Origin of the sequence: Brevibacillus dissolubilis (assembly GCF_006170445.1) — a bacterium.
GTDB lineage: Bacteria > Bacillota > Bacilli > Brevibacillales > Brevibacillaceae > Brevibacillus_B > Brevibacillus_B dissolubilis.
Window position 1 is genome coordinate 222,629 of record NZ_VCNA01000009.1, and the last position, 23,718, is coordinate 246,346.

Sequence of the window (23,718 nt, forward strand, 5' to 3'; positions counted from 1 at the left end):
AATCCAACTACCTATTTCTTTTTGAAATGTGTACTTCTACAATAATGTTAGTGCGCAACGAAAGGGGAAACATCATTATGCGCTTTATCTCCGTAACACAGGCAGAACCCGGAATGAAGATGGGCCAGACCGTACTCACAGAGGACGGGAAGGTATTGCTTGGTCTGGGAGTCGTTCTGGATGAACGGCTGATCCAAGGCTTACGCAAATCCGGCGTGGACTCCATCTACATCGATGACCCTCACACCGAAGATATCATTGTCCAAGACGTCATTCGTCCGGAGACCAGACGTAAAGCGGTCGAAGCCATCCAAAAAGCAGTGAAGCAGATTACCAACTCGAACAAGCTGACACGCCGTGTGTCGGTTAAAGATATGGGACTTCTCTTTCAAAAAGCATTCCATGAGATTCTTGAGGACCTGATGGAAAATCCGAATGTCATGATTCACTTAATCAGTATCTCCTCCACTTCAGGGATGATGTATCATCACAGTGTCAACGTCGCCGTCATGGCCACCGCAGTCGGGATGTCGCTTGGCTACAACCGCCAGCAGCTGACAGAGCTTGGGATCGGCGCGATGCTGCATGATGTGGGGAAAGTGCTCTTACCCCCAGAGATGTTCGAAAAAACACACCGCTGGAACCCCAATGAGATCGAGACAGCTAAAATGCACACACGCCTCGGCTTCGATCTTTTGCGCAAACAGCATGACCTCTCTCTGCTTACAGCACATGTCGCGTTCCAGCACCATGAGCGTCTGGACGGCAGTGGGTATCCGCAGGGGCTGTCCGGCTCTCAAATTCATGAATATGCGCAAATCGTGGGAATATGCGATGTATATGATTCTCTGACCACACCGCGTCCGTGGCGCAAGCGTTTCATGCCGCAAGACGCGCTGGAATATCTCCTCGGCACGGGCGACACCAAGTTCTCGCTTCGCCTTGTGGATGCGTTCCGCAAGCATATCGCGGTCTTCCCGCTTGGCACGAGTATCGTGATGAACACCGGCGAGGTAGGTGTCGTCTGCCGGGTCGATCCGTCGATTGCTCATCGTCCTGTAGTGCGGATCTTAAAAGACGGACGCGGCAACGACATCTCCATGCCATATGAGCTGGATCTGCGTCAAGACCTGAAGGCATTCATCGCAGGCTTCGAGGATGAATCTCTGTTCACTGTCAGTGGATTTGGCAAATAAACCGAATCGAATCAACTGTCTGCACATGAAAAGCCCGGCTGTAGTAGATACAGCCGGGCCTTTTCATAGGGCTAGATTTAACAATGAAAAATTACTCTCCGCCTATTCGACGAAAAACCCTCCAGATTCGTTTCAACATCTGGAGGGTTTTTTTCATCTTTTTTTATATTTTTTTATTCTATGCTCTTCGATAATACGGATTAGACCGTGGTAACGATCTCTTCTGCTTGCACAGCTGCTGCATTGTGCAGGTCGGATACGTGACGCACGAGGTCTACAACGCGGCAGGAGTAGCCCCACTCGTTGTCGTACCAAGCGATGACCTTGATCTGCTTGTCGCCCATCACCATGGTGGAGAGACCGTCTACGATGGAAGAATGGTCATTGCCGTTGAAGTCGGTGGATACGAGTGGCTCTTCGCAGAATTCGATGATGCCTTTCATGGAGCCTTGTGCCGCTTCCTTCAGTACGCGGTTGACTTCTTCGAGCGTGACGGATTTGCTTACGTTCACCACGAGGTCGACTACGGATACGTTAGGAGTTGGTACACGCAGGGAAAAACCGTTGAGCTTGCCGTTCAATTCTGGCAATACTTTACCTACTGCACGGGCTGCACCAGTTGTGGTCGGGATGATCGACTGACCGCAGGCGCGGGCACGGCGCAGGTCTTTGTGTGGATTGTCCAAGTTGACCTGGTCGTTGGTGTAGGAGTGGATGGTGGTCATCAAGCCATGCTCGATACCGAATGCGTCGTTGAGCACTTTGGCCACTGGAGCCAAGCAGTTGGTGGTGCAGGATGCGTTGGAGACGATGTGGTGGTTGGCGTGGTCGTATTGTTCTTCGTTTACGCCGATGACGATGGTAGCGTCTTCATCTTTACCCGGTGCAGTGATGACTACTTTTTTCGCACCGGCTTGGAGATGCTTGGAAGCGCCTTCATGATCTTTGAACTTGCCGGTTGCTTCTACGACAATCTCAACACCAAGCTCGCCCCACGGAAGGTTAAGCGGATTACGGTCAGACAGAACAATCGTCGGTTTGCCATCTACCACGATTTTATTATCAACAACCTCTACGGTATTGTTCATGCGGCCATGAATGGAATCATACTTCAGCAGGTGAGCAAGGGTTTCAGGGGCATAGCTCGCATTGATCGCCACGATCTCGATGTTAGGGTCTTGGATGGCACGGCGGAACACCATGCGCCCGATTCGTCCAAATCCATTGATCCCGATTTTAATTGTCATATTAATTTTCCCCTTCCCATAATTGAGTTACGCTTTTTACGAATATCTCATACTCTTATTATAATAAGTATGGCACAATTATCAATGTGTTTTACTAAAAAATAAAAATTTGGACAAATGTGATGGGATAAAATGGTGCATGGACCATGCAAATGGAGTAAAAATAAAAAACACACGGAACGAATGTCCATGTGTTTTTCAGCTGGTATAGGTGGTTATCTCGAACGTCTGACGATGGCTGTTTTGCCTCGCTTAAACGCGGGATGGTTGGAACGCCCTGTTGTTTCTAGGCTACGCTCTCTTGTCCTGTAACCGCGGCGTTTATGGATGTTGCTGACCCATTGGGCTGGTGTGAGATTTTTGATGATTGCGTTGTGGATATTACCCGCGCGGTACTCTGGACTATCATATCTGTCCAGCAGACGGAGTACCTCCCGATAACTCATGACGTGTTGATACGCTGTATTCTGACTGTATCCGTATTGATCTGCCAAGGCTTCCGCGATTGCATCTTCGTAATCGTCCAGATGTTCCATCTCACAGTTCTTTTCTGTCATAATAAACCCACTTTCCTCTCTCGAATTTGTAGGCTCCATCTAAGTATAAAATCTGTTGGGCCATATCCAAGTTACTGAACACAATCTGGTTTCCCAAATCCAAGCCAACTAACTGAAGACCTGCTTTACTTTTCGTAATCTCATCATAAAACCAATGAAGAGGAATTTGATCTTTTGGAAATCGGTTAAGAATAGCGCCTACATCATTATCTGCCATTGGACCAGTGATGACATCAGCATGGACAGACGTTCCTGGAAATGATACATCACTCACTTGATGCCTCTTCTGCGCCGAGTTGGTTCGGTTGTACAGAATGAATGTGCTCCACTCCAAACTCGGACCGAGAAAAACAAGATGGCGAATGTTGATATCAGGAGTGATGTTGACATGCCGACAGTTTATTTTTAACACAAGGGCATCGTCATCCTGTTCATCAGCACGCTTCATCGCCCATCGCTTGGCCTGCTCCACATCTATGGTCGTATAGAAACCTCTGCCAAAGTCTTTGTCCACAGGCCAGAATGATGGATTCTCCTGATTGATGAGCAGTCTTTTGAAACTGTCACATGTACTTGTTACCGTTCCATGATAGACCCATTCAGGAAAAATAATAACGGGTGCATCTACGGACATCATGTATCCCTCCCTCCGCAGTAACTCTTTTGCACCAGCATACCTGATGGATTTGGGACAAAAAAACACGATTTCTCGTGATATTGGCACAAAAAAGAGGCACCCAGGAATGCTCCCAGATACCTCTTTGACCGTGCATATGCTCTTCCTTCGTCTCGATTACTCCAGCTGCTCATCATAAATCTTACTATACCGGTCCTGATAATACAGCACCCGCTGCACATAGTGCCGGGTCTCGCCATATGGGATATCCTCGATCCGCTCGCGGCTGCCGTCCCACTGACCTCGGGCAAGCCATTCTGTGACATTGCCGGGGCCTGCGTTGTAGGCGGCGATGGCGAGGGTTTGGTTGCCGTTGAACATTTTGATGAGGAAGGAAAGATACCAGGTACCCATGTCGATGTTCATGATCGGCTCGCTCAGATCTGGATTGGACAGACTTTGGAAGCTCTCCTGTGCCTTGACCCAGACGGCGGTGTCCGGCATGAGCTGCATGAGGCCTACCGCGCCTTTTTTGGAGACGAGATTGTCCCGAAAAGCACTCTCTGTCCGGATCACAGCGAGCACCAGATGCGGATCGACCTCAAAGCGGGCCGACGCTGCTTGGATCTCGGACTGGTATTTGATCGGATACATCCACTTCCAGACGAAGGGCGTATTAATCAAAAAGAAGACAGCCATCAGCATGGCAAGAATCACCCACGCAGATTTCTGTGACCTCATCGGGCCGACTCCTTGAGCAGGGTGTCGAGAAGCTCATCCACTTGCTGCCGTGTCTCTTCAATGGTACCCGTGTTGTCGATGACGTAGTTGGCCTTGGCTTTTTTCTCGTCGATCGGCAACTGGGCGTTGAGACGGGCGATGGCTTGTTCCTCGGTGAAATCATCCCGTTTCATCAGGCGGGTCAGCTGGGTCTCGCGCGGCACGTAGACAACAGCGATCTGATTCACCATGAATTCAAGCTTGCTTTCAAACAGGAGGGGGATGTCCATAATCACGAGCTTTTCACCTGCGGAGAGCGCGTTTTCTGCCTGCTCACGCATCACGCGGCGAATCTCTGGATGCAGGATCGAGTTGAGCGTCTGCCGCTCCTGTTCATTGGTAAAAACGATGTCCCCCAGCTTTTTGCGGTCAAGCGTGCCGTCTGGGGCAAGTATCTCTGTACCGAAGTGGCGAACCACTCCCTCGTAGGCAGGCTGTCCCGGTTCGACGACTTGACGGGCGATCAGATCTGCGTCGACAACCGTGAGACCGCGTTCCCGCAGCATGTTGGAAACGGTGCTTTTCCCTGTGGCGATACCGCCGGTCAGTCCAAGAATCATGCTGGTTCCTCCCTCCTTCTATTATGGCTTCTGGCATTTGGGGCAGATATGGGTTCCTCTGCCGCCCACTACGAAGCGGATGATCTGGGTTTTACAGATCGGGCAAGGCTCTTCTTTACGTCCGTAGACATTGAGCGATTGCTGGAACATCCCCATCTCGCCTTGCCCGTTGACATAGGATTTGATGGAGCTTCCACCCTGATCAACGGCTTCCTGCAGCGTCTCGATGATGCTCTCATGCAGGCGGGACACCTGACGCGGCGTCAATTCACCTGCCGGCTTCTCCGGATGGATCCTGGCGCGAAACAGGGATTCGTCCACATAAATATTCCCGAGTCCCACGAGAAATTCCTGGTTTAGCAAAAGCGGCTTAATTTTGGTGGTCTTGCCCTTGAGCATCTTACGGAAAAGTGCCAAGGAAAAGCTCTCGTCCAGCGGTTCCGGGCCAAGACCCTGAAGCGGCGGTGTCTCGTGCTCCAAGCCTTTTGGGATGATATCCATCGTGCCGAATTGACGCACATCGCGGTATCTCAGCTCTGTGCCATCCGTGAAGTGAAAAATCACATGGGTGTGCTTCTCTACCTCTTCGTCCTGGTTGTACACCCCATATCGGCCTTCCATCCGCAGGTGGGAGATCAGCACATCGCGGTCTAAGATGAATTTGATGAATTTGGCCCGTCGTTCGACTGCATGGATCGTCTGCCCGATCAGCTGGGCTTTGAACTCCTCCACATCGTCAGGGCGGCGGATGATGCGCGCGAGATTGACGGTGATGCGCTCAATCGTTTTGCCGCTGACAAGGGTACGCAGGGTACGGACGACGGTTTCGACTTCTGGCAACTCAGGCATGTGAATCCTCCCTATTTCGCTTCATACCATGTCGGACCATAATGAACATCTACTTGTAACGGAACGCTGAGTCGGTCATCCATCGCGTTTTCCATCACATCGGCGACAAGCTGCTGCATGGTCTCAAGCTCTGCCTCCGGTACCTCGAAGACAAGTTCGTCGTGTACCTGCAGAAGCATCCGGCTTTGCAGACCTTTTTCGGTGAGCTGCTGTTGCATGCGGATCATGGCCAGCTTGATGATGTCAGCAGCGGTTCCTTGGATCGGGGTGTTCATCGCGGTACGCTCGGCAAACGAACGCACGTTGAAATTAGAGCTGCGGATATCTGGCAGGGAGCGGCGGCGGTTCAGCAGGGTGGTGACATAGCCGTCCACCTTGGCCTGCTCGACGATATCGTGCATCCATTGCTTGACCCCAGAGAATACAGCAAAATATTGATCGATGAATTTCTGTGCTTCTTTTCGCGTGATATTGAGGTTCTGTGACAAGCCGTAGTCACTGATACCGTATACGATTCCGAAGTTGACCGCTTTGGCCTGTCTGCGCATCAACGAGGTGACTTCTGCTTCCTCTACGCCAAATACGTCCATCGCGGTACGGGTGTGGATGTCCATGCCTTTTTGGAAGGCGTCGATCAGGTTGGCGTCTTGGCTGATGTGCGCAAGAATCCGCAGCTCAATCTGCGAATAGTCGGCAGCGAGTATATAACAGCCCGCTTCAGAAGGGACGAATGCTTCGCGAATTTTGCGGCCTTCTTCCAGACGAATCGGGATGTTTTGCAGGTTCGGCTCGGTGCTGCTCAGGCGGCCTGTAGCGGTCGTGGCTTGGTTGAAGCTGGTGTGGACCTTGCCTGATTTTTGGTTAATCACCTGAAGCAGTCCTTCGATGTAGGTGGAGCGGAGCTTGCCGAGCTGACGGAAATGCAGGATCGATTCGATGATCGGATGATAGCTGGCCAGCTTCTCCAGTACATCGGCACTGGTCGATGGGCCTGTCTTGGTCTTTTTGATCACAGGCAGTTGGAGACGGTCGAACAGGATTTCACCCAGCTGCTTCGGTGAATTGATGTTGAACTTCTCGCCGCCTGCTAATTCATAGATTTTATCAGTAAGCTCGCCCAGTTTGGCATCCAGATCTTGGCCCATCTGTGTCAAGCGGTCCTGATCGACTTTTATCCCTGTTGCTTCCATCTGAGCCAGCACCATGCTGAGTGGCTGTTCGATATCAGTCAACAGGTCGGTCAGCTGGTTGTTGGCAATCTCATCTTTCACCGTATGTACGCTTTGCCAGATGGCCGCTGCTTTGCGTGCGACGTGCTCGCTTAAGATCTCCTCACCCGGCACCTGACGCTTGGCACCTTTGCCGTAGATGTCCTCATCGCTTGCCAGCGGGATGGATGCGTGCTGTGCCGCTACATCACTTAAGGTCGGATTGCTCTCACTTGCATTGAGCAGATAAGAAGCCAGATACAGGTCAAACGTGATGCCGTTCAGCTCCATGCCATGCCAGCCGAGGCCGACGCGGTCATGCTTGCCGTCGAAGACAAACTTCTCCTGGGTCTCGTCTGCAAGCCATGCGGTGAACTCCGACCAGTCTTTTGCCGCTTCATATGGAACGTACAGATTGACGCCGTCTGCGGCCAGTCCGAAGCCTAAGAGCGGGGAATAGTGGTAGTTATCACCATCGAGCTCGACGAACAGGCTCATCGGAGAGGTGAGCTTGGCGGCGTACTCGGCGTATTGATCAGGTCTGACGGTTTCATAAGTGAATTCGCTTGCTTGTTGGGTATTCGGTGCTGTGCCGTCTGCACCTGCGTTCTCGGTATTTTGATAAGAGACCGTCGGGGATGCACTCTTGATTTTCGGGATCAGCGACTTGAACTCGACCTTTTTGAAAAAGTCCAGGAGTGTCGCCGGGTCATAGCCATTGTAGGTTACGTCATCCAAGCCCAGCTCGACAGGGGCTTCGCGCATGATCGTGGCGAGCGATTTGCTCATTTTGGCCTGCTCGACGTTGTTGCGCAGGTTCTCCTGCAGTTTTTTGCCGCTTACTTTATCGATGTTCTCCAATACCGCTTCAACGGACTGATATTCATGCAACAGCTTGAGTGCTGTTTTTTCACCGACACCAGGTACACCTGGGATGTTGTCCGAGGTATCGCCCATCAAGCCCTTGAGGTCGATGATCTGGAGCGGCTTGAGGCCGTATTTTTCTTCGATTTCCTTTGGAGTATAGCGCTCGATCTCACTGATACCTTTGCGGGTCAGGGAGACGGAGACATTGTCAGAGACGAGCTGGAGCATGTCTTTATCCCCGGTGATGACCGTAGTCTGGACACCTGTCTCGTCAGCGTAGCGGGTGAGGGTCCCGATGATGTCATCTGCCTCATAGCCCTCGATCTGGTAGCGCTTGATCGAATATGCGTCTAAAAGCTGGTGAAGCAGCGGGAACTGTTCGCGAAGCTCGTTCGGCGTCTTTTCCCGGCCTCCTTTATAATCGGTATATTCAGTGTGGCGGAACACCACTTTACCTGCGTCAAAAGCAACCAGTACATGGGTAGGCTTCAGCTCGTCCAACACTCTCATCAGCATGGTGGTGAAGCCGAGTACTGCATTCGTATGTAATCCACCTGATGTGGTCAAATCCGGCAATGCAAAAAACGCGCGATACGCGATACTGTTGCCGTCGATCAGCACGACATGACTCATCCGTCCGACCCCTCTCTCGTTTTTCATTACATTTCATCATACCATAGCAGGACGGAAACGTAAAAAACATGATACTATCATATAGTAGAACGAATTTTTGGAGAAAGGGTGAAATGTCCTAATGACATACGTGTTAGAAACAGCCCGAACCAGATTACGCCAGCTGACTACCAGTGACACCCAGAACCTTGCCCACATTTTTACTGATCCTGAAGCGATGCGCTACTATCCGTCTACCAAGGATTTGAATGAGACGATTGCGTGGATTAACCGTATGATTCGCGGTTATGACGAAGACGGTATCGCGATGTGGGCGGTTGAGCATAAAGAAACCGGGGAATTCCTCGGACAGTGCGGCCTGATTATGCAGGAGGTGGACGATGTTCGGGAAACCGAGGTAGGCTACCTGTTCGTCCGCAAGTTCTGGGGGCAGGGGTATGCCACTGAGGTCGCGCGTGCCTGCATGGCGTATGGGTTTGGGCAGTTGCAACGCGAACGGATCATCTCGATTATCCGCCCGGAAAACTATCCCTCTAGCAATGTAGCCAAGCGCAATGGAATGCGGCTGGATAAAACGACGTCGTGGAAGGGGTTCACCGTTGATATCTACGAAATTTCCAAAGAAACGTTTTACCAGCATGTTCAGGTTGCCGGAAAAGTCCGGCAGACGTAAAATAGACGCTGATTGTTCTTCTGATGTACATCATGTTCTGACTACATAAAAAAAGGTGCTGACTCCCCTATGGAAAAACCGCTTATTCCTCCCTATCTCGCGCTGTTGATCGGCGTCTTGGCAATCTCTACTTCGGCGATTTTCGTCAAGCTGGCTTCTGCGCCGGCCTCTGTCATCGCGGCGTACCGTTTAGTATTTACCGTGCTACTGATGCTTCCGATGCTGTTCTGGCAAAAGGGGGTCTTCAGCGAAATCGGCTCGATGAACCGTAAACAGTGGTGGCTCTCCATCTGGTCCGGGATCTTTCTGGCTAGTCATTTTGTCCTCTGGTTCGAATCGCTGAACTATACGTCGATTAACTCATCCACGGTGCTCGTCACCCTACAGCCGCTGTTTTCCTTTGTCGGCGGGTATTTTTTCTTCGGTGAACGGTTGAGCAAATTAGCTTTGCTCGGTGGTGTGATCGCCATCGGGGGCAGCTTTATCATCGGTTGGGGGGATTTCCAGATCGGTGGGATGGCCTTATTCGGAGATATCCTTGCGCTTCTGGCTGCTCTGATGGTGACCCTGTATTGGCTGATCGGACAGTATATGAGGCAGTATATCTCGTCAACTCCCTATACGCTGGTGGTCTATAGTGTAAGCAGTATCACACTGGTGCTGTACGTTCTTGTGATGGGGCATTCACTTGTCGGTTACCCGGCAATGGATTGGCTGTGGTTTTTTGCATTGGCGCTTTTCCCGACGCTGCTTGGGCATTCTATTTTTAACTGGATTATTAAGTGGCTCAATACGACGACGGTCTCAATGGGCATTCTCGGTGAGCCAATCGGTACTGCCATCTTAGCGTACCTGATCTTCGGCGAGCTGGTAACCGTACCGCAATGGATTGGCGGCGCGGTCATCCTCTTTGGGATCTACCTGTTTATCCGATACAACAAAGTCCAAGCCACAGCAAAAGGAGCTGCTACAGATGCGTCAACCGAATCAGCGGAAAGGCTTGCGTGAGTATATCAGCGGAATGACCGTGTGGGGAAAAATCGGCTGGATGATCGTGCTGGGGTATATTGTGGGGCGGATCATTATTGTTTTGCGTAGTTTGGTTTAGAAGTGCTGCTGCTCGGAGAGGCGACGACTTCCCATCCCATCGCCTTGTTGATTTGCCTTCGTAAGAAGGGGGGACTGGCCGCTACGAACGCTCCACTGAAAACATCGGGCAAAAAAAGCTAGTTGGGCATGTCCCGGAGAGGCGACGACTTCCCATCCCTCCGCCTTGTTGATTTCCCTTCGTAAGAAGGGGGGACTGGCCGCTACGAACGCTCCACTGAAAACACGGGCAAAAATGCTTATTCGGAGAGGATTGAAGTTTGCCCTGAAGCCCCTCAGAGATGTCATTTTCAGTGAATCATTCTCCGCTGGGTAGGGAAATCAAAGAGGCTCTGTGCTGGTAAGTCGCCGCCTCTCCTGACCTGCCGTAGTGGGATGAGAAGAAGAAAAGATAAAAACAAATACACAAAAACATTAAAAACTCGGTACTCCATCTAGGAATACCGAGTTTTTTGATCTTTACGTTCATAATATCTTTCTTATCTTTTCCCAAAAAAGAAGCCGGATTCCCATGAAGAGTGTGAGGATCATCTGTTTGTAAGAAGACCGGCCTCCCCACTTCTATTTTCCCCGGTCTACTTGGATGGTCGTCCACTTCGTTCCGTCTTTCCCCACGACCTCAATCTCCACATTCCCCTGATACTCCTTATCCTCATACTTCCACTCAAATACAAATCCGTTTTTCGGTGACGTATCGCTGTACATGAAGGTTCTCTGCTTCCATTTTGCTTTTCGGTTCGGCACCATCCAGAAGCGTACCTCTTTTGCATGATAGGCATCGACTTCGATGCGCAGCTCACCTGCTCCGGACGGCAGTTGTACCTTTTTGCCTTGAGCAGGGATCGAAGTTGTCACTTTCCGGATCACAGGAGTCTGTTTTCCCGAAGGAGGGGTAGGTTCTTCCGCTGCTGTTGCAATCGTGAGCGGCATCATCACCAGAGCGGCTATCAGCATACTGACTGTCTTTTGCTTCATCATCTATGTCGCACCTTTCTTTTGGGAATGTTTCAGGCTAGATCAATACATGCCACATATTTCTTAAGCATTAATTCCAAATCATCTCATCCTCTATCTGCGACGAATTGTTCTCCACATGCTCCTGCTGCTCTTCTGGCACATTTTCCTTGGCACTTGGCACATCTCTCGTCTCGTGCTCCAGATCTGAGAACGAGTGGATCGTCACGACCACCTTGCCGAAGCGGGAGTAGGCACGGATCAGGACGGGATAGGGGTATTTGTTCTGAAAACGGAAATCTGGGCCGTACCAGCTGACCGTGGCATCGCGTCCGGGTGGTACATAGGCGACGTCGCGGCTGTGTGAATAGCGCTGGACGATCTTGAGGCCGGAGCGGTCGACGGCATTGTAGAGAGTCGAAGAGACCTGGCAGATCCCGCCGCCGACGCCCTCGGAGAGCTCTCCTTTGACGATCACGGGGGCTGGCAGGTAGCCGCGTTCTTTGGTGCGCTGTCCGACGACCTTGTTGAAGGAGAATACCTCTCCGGGGAAGAGCACATAGCTGTTGATCGCTTGGGCGGACAGCTCGATGTTGGTGGAACGGTTTTTATTGTAGGAGTTGTAATACGTGATATATTGGCCGAGCTTTTTTTGGTGGAGCATGGTGAGTAATTGGCGGTCGACACGGGGCAGGATCGGGTGGGTCGGCACTTGCATGTGCATGCTGCCGCCATTGCTGTAATAGTACTGATAAAAGCCCTCAAGAAACTTTTTATGGTCCACCCTACGGCCTTTTTTCTCTTGAAGGATGCGTCCGTTCTCGTCGATCCGGGCATTCTGGGGAGCAATAGTCACCTGCTTGTCTACTTGTTTCATTAGGGTGTTGAGTTTTTCTATATCCAGTACGGGCCAGTCACCTGAGAGCGGCATGGTGTATTCACTGCGCTCGATTGCTGCTACCCGTTGTCCGTTGTAGTCGATGAGGAATGAGGCTGGACTCTGCTCTGCTTGCATCAGCATCGCCAGTCCGATCAGCCAGCTTACGTCCATCAATCTGCCACCTCCTTTGGGTAGTATGAGCAAAAAAGCCTTTTCCAACGCATGGTCGCATGGAAAAGGCTTTCGATCCCAAAGACTGGGAAAGGCTATGTGGCTTACAAAACCCACTCTTCGGCTGGCTTATACGGTGCTGTGAACTTCTCCAGCTTCTTCTGCTCGGCGGCGACGACCGCCAGCTCCATGAAGTAGCGCTGGGCATTGAACGGCTGCTCGTCGTCGGCAGGGCGGACACGGTGATACGTCCCCTCCGAATCCAACGCACGCGCCTTGGTATTGTCACTCAGATAGACCTCAAGGATGCTGGTGACACGATTGCAAAGCTCTGGCTCCTCTACTGGGAACATCAGCTCTACGCGGCGGTCGAGGTTGCGGGTCATCCAGTCGGCGCTCGACAGATAGACCTCCTCATCGCCGCCATTGCCGAAATAATAGATGCGGCTGTGCTCCAAGAAACGGTCGATGATGCTGAACACGCGGATATTTTCGCTCACGCCGGGGATACCCGGACGCAGGCAGCAGATACCGCGGATGATCAGGTCGATCTGTACTCCGGCACAGGAAGCTTCATAGAGCGTACCGATGATTTTTTCATCGGTGAGCGAGTTCATCTTGGCGATGATGCGTCCCGGCCTTTCCGGAGTATGCTTCTCGATCTCTCGACGGATCATGGCGCTGAACTTGCGGCGAAGCCCTTTTGGTGCAGCCTCCAGCTTATTCCACTCCGGCGGCTCGGAATAGCCGGACAGATCGTTGAACAGCGCGGACGCATCCATCCCGAACTCTTCCTTGCTGGTGAACAGACCGATATCCGTATACAGACGTGCTGTGCTGTTGTTGTAGTTGCCCGTCCCCAGATGTACGTAGCGGCGGATGTAGTCGCCTTCTTTGCGCACGACGAGGACGATTTTGCAGTGGGTTTTGAGACCGACGAGACCGTAGATCACCTGGCATCCAGACTTCTCCAGCTGACGCGCCCAGTGGATGTTGTTCTCCTCGTCAAAACGGGCCTTCAGCTCCACCAGCACCGTGACTTGCTTACCATTCTCAGCGGCATTGGCAAGGGCACGGACGATCGGAGAATGCCCGCTCACACGGTAGAGCGTCTGCTTGATCGCCAGTACATTCGGGTCTTGGGCTGCTTTGGTCACGAAATCGACGACCGGCTCAAAGGACTCATACGGATGGTGCATCAGGATATCACGCTCCGCAATCGCCTCGAAGATATCTTCCTCACCGACCAGGTCAGCAGGCGGCTGCGGCAACAGTACCTCATCCCGAAGATGCTCATAGCCCGGCAGCTGCGTAAAGCTCATGAACTTGGTCAGATCAAGCGGCCCGTCAATCGAATAGATATCGCGCGTGTGAACCTCCAGCGCCTCCTGCAGAATATGACGCAAATCTTCATCCATGCGGGCGTCGATCTCCAGACGGACAGCCGCGCCCCATTTGCGTTTTTTCAGCTCTTTTTCGATCTCCTTGAGCAGATCCTCTGCGCCCTCTTCATCCAGTGACATATCCGCGTTACGCGTGATCCGGAATGGATGGACGGCGCTGACTTCATTGCCTTTGAAAAGACGGTAGCTGTACCTTTTGATTACATCTTCAAGCAGGATGAACTCTTTTCGTTCCTCCGTTGCACCCGGCAGCTCGATATAACGGGAGAGCACAGCAGGCACCTGCACGACGGCGAAGACCTTTTTGCTGTATTTAGCTTTTTTACGCTCGAGCATGATCGCCAGATTCAAGCTCTTGTTCAAGAGCAATGGAAACGGACGGCTCTGGTCGACCGCCAGCGGTGTCAGTACAGGATAAATATGATGATCAAAATAATGATCCAAAAAATCCTCCTGCTCACGGCTCAGCTGCTCGCCATGAACAATCTCGATGCCGTTGTCCGCCAATGCAGGCAGGATCTCTTCGCGGAAGCAGCGGTATTGACGCTCAACCATCTGATGGGTGCGCTGATTGATCATCCGCAGTTGCTCTTTTGGCGTCTTGCCGGAAGAATCCGCTTTGTTAAAGCCCGCTTTTACCTGATCCTTGAGACCAGCTACTCGGACCATGAAGAATTCATCGAGATTGGAAGCGACAATCGCCAAAAACTTTAGCCGCTCCAATACCGGATTGCTCTTATCTAATGCTTCTTCTAACACACGGGCATTGAATGCCAGCCAGCTCATCTCTCGGTTAATAAAATAATCCGGATGAAGAAGATCTCGTTCTTCCACCGGGTTCTCCCCCTTTTTTGTTGAACAACATGTCCCTTGCTAGTATTTATATTACCCTAATGGCAAAATCCTTCAAACAGAATTTTGCCTCACCCTGCCCGAATGCACCAAAAAGGATAGACACATGTCTATCCCCCGGTTTTGGCTACCTATTCAAGTCCGTCTTCTGTCCCGTATTCATGTAGATAATCCATTCACAAATATTGGTGACATGATCGGCGATGCGTTCCAAATACTGAGCGGTGAGCAATAGGTGTGTGCCTTGGTTGATTGCATTTTCGTACTTGGTCATGACATCGATCAGATCGCGGAAGATCGTGGAGAAAAGCTTATCGACCACATCATCCCGTGCAGCAATTTCTTCAGCCATCTGCTTGTCTTTGGCGATATAGGCATTGAGACAGTCTCGCACCATCGCTTTGACATGATCTGCCATGATCGGGATGTCGATCAGCGGCTTGACATAGGTCTCCCCATGCAGACGGCGGGTAGTTTTGGAGATGGAGACAGCATGATCTCCCATCCGCTCAATATCTGTCACAAGTTTGATCATGGTACAGACACGGCGCAGGTCACCGCCTACCGGCTGCTGCAGGGCAATCACCTGAAAGCACCCTGTCTCGATCTCCTGCCCGATCTGGTTGATGAGATGATCGGCTTCAATCACCTCTTCTGCCAGCTGCAGATCCCGCTCCACCAAGCTTTTGATGGATTTATGAATGGCCTCTTCAACCAAAAGGCCCATGGACATTAGTTTGCGATGTAGTGTGTCAAGCTGCTGTTCAAACACCTGCCTGGTCATTATCGTTCGAACCTCCTTGCAGACTCGTGCATATACACAAAGTGAATAAGGTTCATCTTACTTCATAGATATGTAGGACAGGTTAATACATTGTAATATTTTTATGAATATATGGTTAATGTTATTTCTCGTAACGGTCGATCCTCTCACTACGACTTGAAAAAAAGATTACCCACCTCCCATCTCCATTCAAGAAGGGAAGGCCGGGTAATCTTTTTCCTTGTGTCCGAGCGTTCTATTTAGGAGATTCGCTGTCTACTTGCCGTAGGAGCCTGTCGCAAATGTGCTTGGGTCCCACCACTTGTAGCTTGCTGCCGGTGCCGCCCATGGCTCTGCCTGTGGCTCGATGGATTGCTCAGGGATTTCGTTCTCAGCACCAGAGGTCAGCAGTGGAGTCTTGTTGTCCAGCTTAAGTCCTTGGACTTGGGCGAGGTTTTGGTAGCGTTCCTTTTTGGACAGCCAGTTGATCATATTCACCAGGAGGACATCATCGTCTACTTCAGAGAAGCCGGCATGTGTCGTCTTGGAGGCACCTGTCTCTTCGCGCTTGTAGCGTGGTGTTGCGTCTTCGACTGGGGAAGAGTCACCGATGAAGGCGGCTTTGCCGAGGCCGACTTTGGAGACGGCGACGAATGGGCCTTCGTTGATCCCTCCGCCTGCATAGACACCTTTGTCTACAGAACTGCCCCATTTGGCTGAGGTTGGTGGTACGTAGACGATGCCTTTTGCCTTGGTTGGATCGGTGATCGCAAGCGTGCTGCCTGCGTGAACGGCTACACCCTTGACTCCTTTGGTGATACCGAATGCCTGGTCTGCTGCAACAATCTGGTTGGCCGTGATGTCACCCAACGCATTGTAGCGGAAGCGGACACCGAAGTTGCTGCCGAGCCAGTCGGAGCTTACGACGCCTTGCATCGCAGCTGAGTTGGCTTCTTCTGTGCTCATGCCTTTGGCCGGATTGGTATAGGCGCCGCGACGGTAGCCGTTGAACACCTCGGAGGAGTCCCAGCGGTTTTTGTTGCGGTCAGCATTGTAGTGGTCGGCGATGAAGAAGATACTCCCGCCGCTTTTAACATAAGTAAGCATGGCTTCCTGCTCGCTTACTTTGTACGGAATGTTGGCTTCCGGGATGACAAATACTTGGTAATCCTTCAGATCGTCATACGTGATCGGTGTGGATTTACGCAGCTCTTTGACGTAGTAGCCATTGGTGGCAAGCGCTTGCCCGAAATCGGAGAATCCACCGTTAATGACCCAGTCGGCTTGCCCGGCAGTTTGCGCGTGGGTGTTGTCGAACAGTACCTTTTTGCCATTAGGGGTGCCGATCGGATTGATGTAGGGAGCCGGATCATTCGGGCCTTCAGCAAAAGCGACTGCCGCGCTGACGAGTGGAATCGTCAGCGACAGCGCGAGGAATGAGCGGAAAAAGCGTTGGCGCATGTTCATCGTAGGTCGTGCTCCTTTCTATCCTTTGATCTTGATATCGTCGACGGAGACGTTACCAGAACCTGATTTGTTATAAGTGAAACGGATTTTGTTGATCGCATTGGTCAGGGCGAAGGTACGGACGGCAGCGGTGTTCGGAATGAGGTTGTTGCCTGTGCCACCTGCGGACATCGTGGTGATATTTACCCATTCTGTCCCGTTGTAGCCTTCGATCACCAGGTTGGAGGTTGCCGTGGAGGCTTGGTTTTTGATCCAGAAGCTGACCGTACCACCGGAAACCAGTGTGAATTCTGGGGAGACCACATAATCACCAAGTGAATCAAATTTCAATGATGGTGAAGATGTACCGAAGTTACCCGCAGACGTGTATGTCGCAATCGAGTTCATCGTCCAGTCCGCGTAAGTGGTACCTGAACCTGTGAAGCTGGTAAAGCCCTCATTGAGATGCACTTTGCCTGCGAGGAAGGTGTTGACTGCTGCGTTGAGTGCTGTGGTCGCATCGTCTACATCGGTTTGGGTTGCGGCTGGGCTGTCTTTGACTGCCTGTGCATTGCTGATAGCGCTCAGCAGAGTGGCTTTGGATGTTTCATACTGGCCTGCGAGGGAGCCTTCGACTGCATTGTCATGCAGGGTCTGTGCTGATGTGATCGCAGTGGTCAGCGCGGTTTTATCGATGGTTGGTGCATCTGGGTCGGCAATCGTCGTGGCAGTGGTCTGAATCGGCTTGTTGAGCTGGTTGTCAGCTGTCTTCGCATCGGTGTAGGTAGCCGTCAGGGTGTCGCTGTAGGCGGTCTGCAATTGGTCGGTCGCATCATCGGTCGTGGTGGTTGACAGGGTAAATGCACCAGTGAAGACACCCGTGTCGTTGCCAGTCTCGGTAAGGGTAAGCGTGATGCTTTGACCAGCTGCTGCAGATGCTACGCTCGCAACCGTCGTATCAGCCGCCGCCGGGTCGAGATTGAGATCGAGGTCAGTTACTGTAACCGTCGCTGTATCTGTCAATCCGTATTGAGCCTTGTCAAAAGTCACGACACCTGTATGGGAGGCAGGGTCTCCTGGGTTGCCAGCCGGAATAGCCAACTCAGCACTCTTCACGGCCTGCCCTACTGCCGTACCTGTGCTTGCCTTCGGTGTGACTTCAAAAATCAGTGACTTGCCTGCATCATCGCTGCTCACGGTATAGGTCTTGCCTGTCGCCCCGTCGATCGGAGTGGTGGTTGCCCCGTCTTTGCGATACCAGACGTAGCTGGATTGCCCTTCTGCATCTGCTTCCGCATCGACGAAGGAATACGTACCTGTCAGCGTCTGTCCCACTTCCGCTGTACCGCTGATAGACACATTGGTTGCGTATGGTGCTGTGTTGGCCGGAGGAGTCGGGCCGCTGATGACACGTACGTTGGAGACTGTTTCAATCGATGGCTTGGAGTTGTAGGTATCGACTTTTCCGGAGATCTCCACATACGAATTCACTTCAGCATTCATCAGCAGGTCTTTAAAGGCAGTATTGGTGTAGTAGCTGCTGGACTGCGGGATCTGAATCGCTCCTGCATGATTGGTAAAGTCGGTCACATCCGCCTGATCAGCAATGACGAAGACCGTGTTGGTGTTGCTTAGCGCCGTCTTGGATGTCAGATAGCCGCGCAGTGTCACGATGGTTCCTGTTGGAGAGGCTTTCGCCTGCCCTACGGTTAAGGCTGGTGGCACATCATTTACTTTGAGCGTCAGTTGTACCTTGGACGCGTAGTTCTCAACCGTTCCTTCAAACGTATAAGTACCTGCGACAGATGTGTCTGCCATGCCTGGCGTCCATGTCACAGCCACCGATTGTGTAGTACCGTCGCTCATCAAAGCCGTAAGCTGGGTCGGCAGTGTGAATGGGGTGTCTTTTTCGACTTGAGAGGTGATATTGTCAATGCGCTCCACAACCAGCGGGGTAGTCTGTGCCTTGATGATCACGGTAAAGGTCTTGGTCTCGCTGTAGCTGCCACGCGTAATCGTCGCTGTCAGTGTAATGGTTGCATCAGGCTGCCCCATCAACGGACGCTTGATCGATCCGGTCGTGCTGACGGTAGCAGTGTCACTGGATGCCCAGCTGATCGCCGTCCCATTGATCCCTGTTGTTGGCAGGTTAAGACTGCTTGTGACATTGTCGAGTCCGGTGTTGTCTTTTCGGATCGTTGTATCGGTCAAAGCGGCTTTGGCAAGGCTGACAGCTTGTTGGTCGGTCAGCGTACCTGCTGCCTGAACGAGCACATAGGTAGGGTCACTCGTATAGCTGGTGGCGGCATCGGTCGCAATCACTTCCAGCACAGTGCCTTCCTCCTGCGGTGTGATTGTCACGGCAAAAGCACCTGTGACAGCGTCAGCCAACGCACTGCCAAGCAGAGTCTCACCTGTATAGACGTTCACAAGCGAACCAGCCCGCGCTGTACCTGTTACCGTCGCCTCCGATGCGGTGATTGGGTTGACGGTCGGCTGTTCGGTGTTTACTTTGTACACGGTAAAGGTAAATTCTTTGGTATCGGTCGCAGTGCCTTTGGTGATGGTGGCTACCAGAGTCACGAGGGTGTTCTCGGTCAATACGTTGCGGTTGACCACACCTGTACCGGTATTGATAATGACTGCTTGAGACGGATCTTTTACCGCCCAGCTGACGGTAGTACTGTCCGCACCTGCTGTCGGCAGTGTGATGCTTGGCTGCATGCCGTCGTAGCTGATGGAGAGTACTGCTTTGGCATTCGCGACTGCTTGTGCATCGGTAATACCGCCGCCTCCGTCGCCTCCGTCTACTTTGACGATATCTGCTGCGCTGCGTGGATAGATCTGTACCTTGGAGTTGAACATAGAGGAAATACCAGTCAAGTCGATCACGTCGCCATCAGCCAGACCTGCATTGCTGACACCGTATTGAGCCAGATAGACTTCGTGCGTGGTGCCGTCTTTGGTCACATTGAACTTGGTGCTGGTCATGCCGGAGACGGTTACACCTTTGACGGTCACGAGCATACTCTGGTGGCTGCCCACCTCGCTCAGACTGACTTCTTTACCGGTTGGTGCGGTCGTCTGTCCTGTGACCGTAAACTCGGCGTTGGTGATTTCCACCAGACCGCTATAGGTCGTCTTCGTACCTGTGTTGATGGTGACTTGATCACCCACTTGCACATTCTGCTTCACTTTCGGGTTATAGACATAGATGCCCGCTGTCCCGTCTTGAATATAGAAGCTGTTGGCACTTTGCGTCGTGACAATCCCTTTGGTGGTGACTGTCGAGTTGTTCGGCAGGGCACGGACGGCCGCAATCGTCGGAACAGACGGCGCTGTCGCCTCTACGGTGATGCTGGTTGCCGTGCTTGTATTGCCCGCAGCATCTGTTGCGGTGATAGACAGGGTATCGCCGCTGGTAAGTGCCGCGTTCAGTGTGACGGTGAAGCTTCCGGTGGAGTCTGCATTCGCTGTGCCAAGCACGGTAGCACCGCGTTTTACGGTAACGGTGGAGCCTGCTTCTGCTTTCCCTTTGACACTGGTTGCATCGGCAAAGACAGGGTCTACGGTCGGAGCAGCAGGCGGGGTCACATCGCTTGGATCGACGTACGCGGTGTAGCCTGCTTGGGTTGCCTCTTCCTCCGTACCAAAGAACACGCGCTGATCTTGTGGGACCTGATCATACAGAGCTGGCAGAACATACTGCTTGGTCGCATGATTCCCGACAAAACGGGTTGGCGGCTCCTGACGTTCACGCGCACGGAAGACAAATGGCATCTCGGCGAGCGGATCAGCCGGATTCCAAATCCCCAGCTGGTTCTGCATCGCTTCACGGGTAGCTGCTGAGAACAAAGCGAAGTCCTCTTCGCTGATCGGAGCGATGAAATACATATTGGCAAAGCCAGTACGCACCTGCTCCAGATTGGTATTGAGCATATCTCGCTTGCGGATCACCTGTGCCAACAGACGGCCATAGCCATCGACAGGGGATGGGCCTACCTTGATCACGACTTCATCGCCTGGGGCAAGCAATGCTTTCAAGTTCTGCTTGGCTCTCTCGCCATGCGCCTTTTGATTGCGGTCTTTGCTCAGGTCGTCACTGCCTTGGTACACCTGTGTATAGTCAAAAGCAGGATCGGTGATGTGATAAGTCTCTGGTGTGTCGGTATTCACGAAGCGCACCGTGGTGATCCCAAGCACTGGGCTATTGAGATGGATCGTGTCTCCGTCCACCACGTCTTTTACGGTTGAAGTATATTCAGCCGCTGGTTTTGGCTGTGGCTTCTGTTCGGCAGACAATTGGAAATCGCTCGCTTGGCGCGGCACGATCTGATAGCTGTCCGCAAATTGGCTGAGGATACCGGTCAGGTCATACCATTTGCCTGCCTGCAATTGAGCGAGGTCGAGGCTGTTTTTGATTACGCGGACCGTGATACCGTTGTACTGTTCATCGATGAAGTTGAGGTTATAGCCACCGCCGGACTCACTGGTCGGGATGCTGGCGAGGTAGCCTTGTGTCTGGATCAGCATGCCTTCTTTTGGCTCAGCCAAAGCAGGGTGCTGCATGTCTAGGATCGTCATCGGAAGCGGAGTAGGGATTGGATTGCCCGTACCCAATTTGATAACATCGGTCGGTGCTGTCGGCATGATTTCGGTTAGGGAGCGGTATTCGCTGATTTTACCGGTGACTCGCACTCTGTCTCCAGCACGGAGCTCTGGGTAGCCCTGTGTGGACATGGCAAAAATATTGATCCCGCCCGTCTCATCCTGCATGTAGGTAGAGAGTTTGCCGCCACCGATTGCGGTGTTGTCAGCAGTGATGATCCCTTCAATTGTTACGGTATCGTTTAGCTTGCTGCGGACATCGGATATCAGCGGAGTTGGGAAGGTAAACCCTTTTGAGATCGTCGTTGTATTGGCATTTCCCGCCTCATCCTGAATCGTTCCAGCCGGGATCTTGATGGTCAGCTCATCGCCTGTGAAACGTTTGGCCAGACGAATGATCAGCTTGTTGCCGTCGAATTGGACCGTATCGTTAGCCGTTAAGGTTCCCGTAACAACAGGATCACCCCACACCACACCGATGCTTGCTTTGAGTGCCGCCTCATCTGCGAGATGATTCACCACAGGCTCATCAAATGTGAAGGTAACGGTCTGCTCCACTTCGCTCGCTGTCGCATTCACAAGCTGTGGCGCTTGGGTATCACCCGGATCAGTAACCACCGGATCGGTAAAGTAAATAGAAAACGCCGGGGAGACTGCATCCTCCAACGCATTGACGATCTTCGCCTTGCTGATGACGAACTGGACGTCTTTTCTGCTGTCAGCAGGACTGTGGCTGACTGCACGCCCGGTGAAGTTCACTGCCAGCATACTGTCGTTAACTCTTGCTACATGGATACCAAGACCTGCAGGGAGATTACGGACAGAGACATCTGCACCCGAAATATCCTCTGCAAATGTACCTTTGCTCAACGTGATAAACTGTTGCCCATCCACAGAGCCGTCATTGAGCGCAGACTCCTGCAAGACAGGGGTGCCAAGCGAGACCTGCGGCACAAATCCCGCTTTTACCGTAACGGTCAGCTTGGCTGTACGACCGCCAATCGTCGCCGTAATCACAGCGCTGCCCGCACCTTTTGCCGTTACAAGACCGTTCTGGTTAACGGTTGCTACGCTCTCATCACTGCTCTTCCAGCTGACTTCTTTGCCTGCGATCTGGTTGCCGTCCTTGTCCTTGGCGACGGCAGTCAAAAGCAGATGTCCATCTGTATCAGAACCTGCGGAAAGCTCTGTATCATCCGCTTGGTTGGTGATCTCTACACGGTCTACTTTGGCATTTTTCTTCGCGATGACGAAGGTGCCTGTCTGTGTAGCGGAGTTTTTATAGGTGACTCCAATCTCGACGGTCTGTTCCTTCTGTGTCGCTTTAATCTCTTCGAACGTCGCTGTCACCGTCTTACTGCCCCCGTCCCAGTCAAAGCTGTCAACGGCAAGTGGTTTAGCATCTGCTTGGTCCACACGTTGGGTAAACGTAAAATCGCTCTGATTCGGCGCTTCAGCCCATTGTCCGGCCATTTTGATATGGATCGTGCCATTCGTGACAGCAATGCCCTGTGTTTCTTGGACGGCATCACGTACCTTGATGGTCAGCGAAGCCGATTTACCATCGGCGGTTGATGTAATTCTGGCTGTACCCGCCCCAACCGCTTGGACAACGCCGTGCTCATCGACGGTAGCCACACCGGTATTGTCCGAAGACCATTCCACACGCGCGTCCGCCACAATCTGTCCATTTTTGGCAGTCGCTACAGCAAGGAGCGTCACTGATGCATCCTCTTTAGAGGCGACCGTCAGCTCGTTGTCCGCCCCCGGATTAAACAGGCTCAGCTTGTTGATTTCGGTTCCTTGCTCGGCCAGTGTGATCTTTTTGGCATAGCGTTTGTAACCGTTGTATCCGACCTGTATGATTAAATTGGTTGATTTTTCCAAAGATTCTAACGGCTTGAATGAAACCAATGCCTTGCGCTGCTTCTCATCCCAGACCAGCCCGGTTACCTCGATTTGATCGATGCTGTTATCTGTTGAACGGCAGCTGAATGAAAAGTCAGTCAACTGCGGCTCCTTCTCTGGCACATCGGTCAACTCCACCGTAATCAATCCATTGGTTGCTTGCACCGACTTGATTTTGACGGTCTCCGCCTTATCCGTCTGCTCCACCGAATACTGACTGGTATAGTCAGGTGTGATACGCGTAGAAGCCATCGCTTCTGTTGCCAAGGTAAACACCAAGCTGGTGGACAACAGGCAACTTACCACTTTTGTGACCTTTTTGCTCATCAGAACTCCCCCTTCATTAAAACCTTTCTTTTGTATCGTACCATAGTAAGATTGGTTTTTTTTATATATTCCTTTTGTTTTTTATATTTTTTTCTTATCGAGGAAAAAAGAAG

The 23,718-nt window shown here is 52.0% G+C and carries 17 protein-coding genes; 4 read left to right on the forward strand and 13 right to left on the reverse strand.

The annotated features are described in order from the left end of the window. Positions 1-77 precede the first annotated feature (77 nt). Positions 78-1,196, forward strand: a complete 1,119-nt coding sequence (locus FGI41_RS17760; RefSeq protein ID WP_139491682.1) for an HD-GYP domain-containing protein — start codon at positions 78-80, stop codon at positions 1,194-1,196. Positions 1,197-1,396: 200 nt separating this feature from the next. Here FGI41_RS17760 and FGI41_RS17765 read toward each other — a convergent pair whose 3' ends face one another. The 7 genes from FGI41_RS17765 to polA all read right to left on the reverse strand — a co-directional run bounded on the left by FGI41_RS17765 (position 1,397) and on the right by polA (position 8,513). Beyond that, positions 1,397-2,443 (reverse strand): glyceraldehyde-3-phosphate dehydrogenase, encoded by a 1,047-nt coding sequence (locus FGI41_RS17765; RefSeq protein WP_139491683.1) that lies wholly within the window; start codon positions 2,441-2,443, stop codon positions 1,397-1,399. Positions 2,444-2,658: 215 nt separating this feature from the next. Next, complete coding sequence (locus FGI41_RS17770) at positions 2,659-3,000, reverse strand: hypothetical protein (protein ID WP_139491684.1); 342 nt, start codon at positions 2,998-3,000, stop codon at positions 2,659-2,661. Beyond that, positions 2,981-3,637 (reverse strand): DUF3990 domain-containing protein, encoded by a 657-nt coding sequence (locus FGI41_RS17775; protein WP_139491685.1) that lies wholly within the window; start codon positions 3,635-3,637, stop codon positions 2,981-2,983. Before FGI41_RS17775 ends, FGI41_RS17770 begins: the two co-directional genes overlap by 20 nt. 156 nt (positions 3,638-3,793) lie before the next feature. Further along, positions 3,794-4,357, reverse strand: a complete 564-nt coding sequence (locus FGI41_RS17780; protein ID WP_139491686.1) for a lytic transglycosylase domain-containing protein — start codon at positions 4,355-4,357, stop codon at positions 3,794-3,796. Then, positions 4,354-4,956 carry a dephospho-CoA kinase gene (gene coaE / locus FGI41_RS17785; protein ID WP_139491687.1) on the reverse strand — a complete coding sequence of 201 codons (603 nt, stop codon included), beginning with the start codon at positions 4,954-4,956 and terminating at the stop codon, positions 4,354-4,356. The genes FGI41_RS17780 and coaE overlap by 4 nt, the downstream gene beginning before the upstream one ends. Positions 4,957-4,977: 21 nt before the next feature. Next, entirely contained in the window at positions 4,978-5,805 is an 828-nt protein-coding gene (gene mutM, locus FGI41_RS17790) for a DNA-formamidopyrimidine glycosylase (RefSeq protein WP_139491688.1), read from the reverse strand. Between the two features lie 11 nt (positions 5,806-5,816). Then, the gene (gene polA / locus FGI41_RS17795) at positions 5,817-8,513 is read right to left on the reverse strand and encodes a DNA polymerase I (RefSeq protein WP_139491689.1); all 2,697 of its coding nucleotides are present in this window, start codon (positions 8,511-8,513) and stop codon (positions 5,817-5,819) included. 121 nt (positions 8,514-8,634) lie between these two features. Here polA and FGI41_RS17800 point away from each other — a divergent pair, with 121 nt between their 5' ends. The 3 genes from FGI41_RS17800 to FGI41_RS25540 all read left to right on the forward strand — a co-directional run bounded on the left by FGI41_RS17800 (position 8,635) and on the right by FGI41_RS25540 (position 10,294). Beyond that, complete coding sequence (locus FGI41_RS17800; RefSeq protein WP_139491690.1) at positions 8,635-9,186, forward strand: GNAT family N-acetyltransferase; 552 nt, start codon at positions 8,635-8,637, stop codon at positions 9,184-9,186. Positions 9,187-9,255: 69 nt separating this feature from the next. Next, on the forward strand, positions 9,256-10,194 hold the full coding sequence (locus FGI41_RS17805; RefSeq protein WP_139491691.1) for a DMT family transporter: 939 nt from the start codon (positions 9,256-9,258) through the stop codon (positions 10,192-10,194). Beyond that, positions 10,160-10,294: a hypothetical protein gene (locus tag FGI41_RS25540; RefSeq protein ID WP_255298521.1), complete on the forward strand. Its 135-nt coding sequence runs from the start codon at positions 10,160-10,162 to the stop codon at positions 10,292-10,294. The genes FGI41_RS17805 and FGI41_RS25540 overlap by 35 nt, the downstream gene beginning before the upstream one ends. Before the next feature lie 560 nt (positions 10,295-10,854). On the opposite strand, the gene FGI41_RS17810 is transcribed toward FGI41_RS25540, so the two are convergent. From FGI41_RS17810 to FGI41_RS17835, 6 genes are all read right to left on the reverse strand, one after another. Next, complete coding sequence (locus FGI41_RS17810; RefSeq protein ID WP_139491692.1) at positions 10,855-11,271, reverse strand: hypothetical protein; 417 nt, start codon at positions 11,269-11,271, stop codon at positions 10,855-10,857. Between the two features lie 67 nt (positions 11,272-11,338). Further along, complete coding sequence (locus tag FGI41_RS17815) at positions 11,339-12,298, reverse strand: VanW family protein (RefSeq protein WP_139491693.1); 960 nt, start codon at positions 12,296-12,298, stop codon at positions 11,339-11,341. A 104-nt stretch (positions 12,299-12,402) separates the two neighbouring features. Next, positions 12,403-14,535, reverse strand: a complete 2,133-nt coding sequence (locus tag FGI41_RS17820) for an RNA degradosome polyphosphate kinase (RefSeq protein WP_139491694.1) — start codon at positions 14,533-14,535, stop codon at positions 12,403-12,405. A 145-nt stretch (positions 14,536-14,680) separates the two neighbouring features. Continuing rightward, positions 14,681-15,337, reverse strand: a complete 657-nt coding sequence (gene phoU / locus FGI41_RS17825) for a phosphate signaling complex protein PhoU (RefSeq protein WP_139491695.1) — start codon at positions 15,335-15,337, stop codon at positions 14,681-14,683. A gap of 255 nt (positions 15,338-15,592) precedes the next feature. Next, positions 15,593-16,783, reverse strand: a complete 1,191-nt coding sequence (locus tag FGI41_RS17830) for a DNA-binding protein (protein ID WP_139491696.1) — start codon at positions 16,781-16,783, stop codon at positions 15,593-15,595. 18 nt (positions 16,784-16,801) lie between these two features. Further along, entirely contained in the window at positions 16,802-23,605 is a 6,804-nt protein-coding gene (locus tag FGI41_RS17835) for an immunoglobulin-like domain-containing protein (protein WP_139491697.1), read from the reverse strand. Positions 23,606-23,718: the final 113 nt, after the last annotated feature.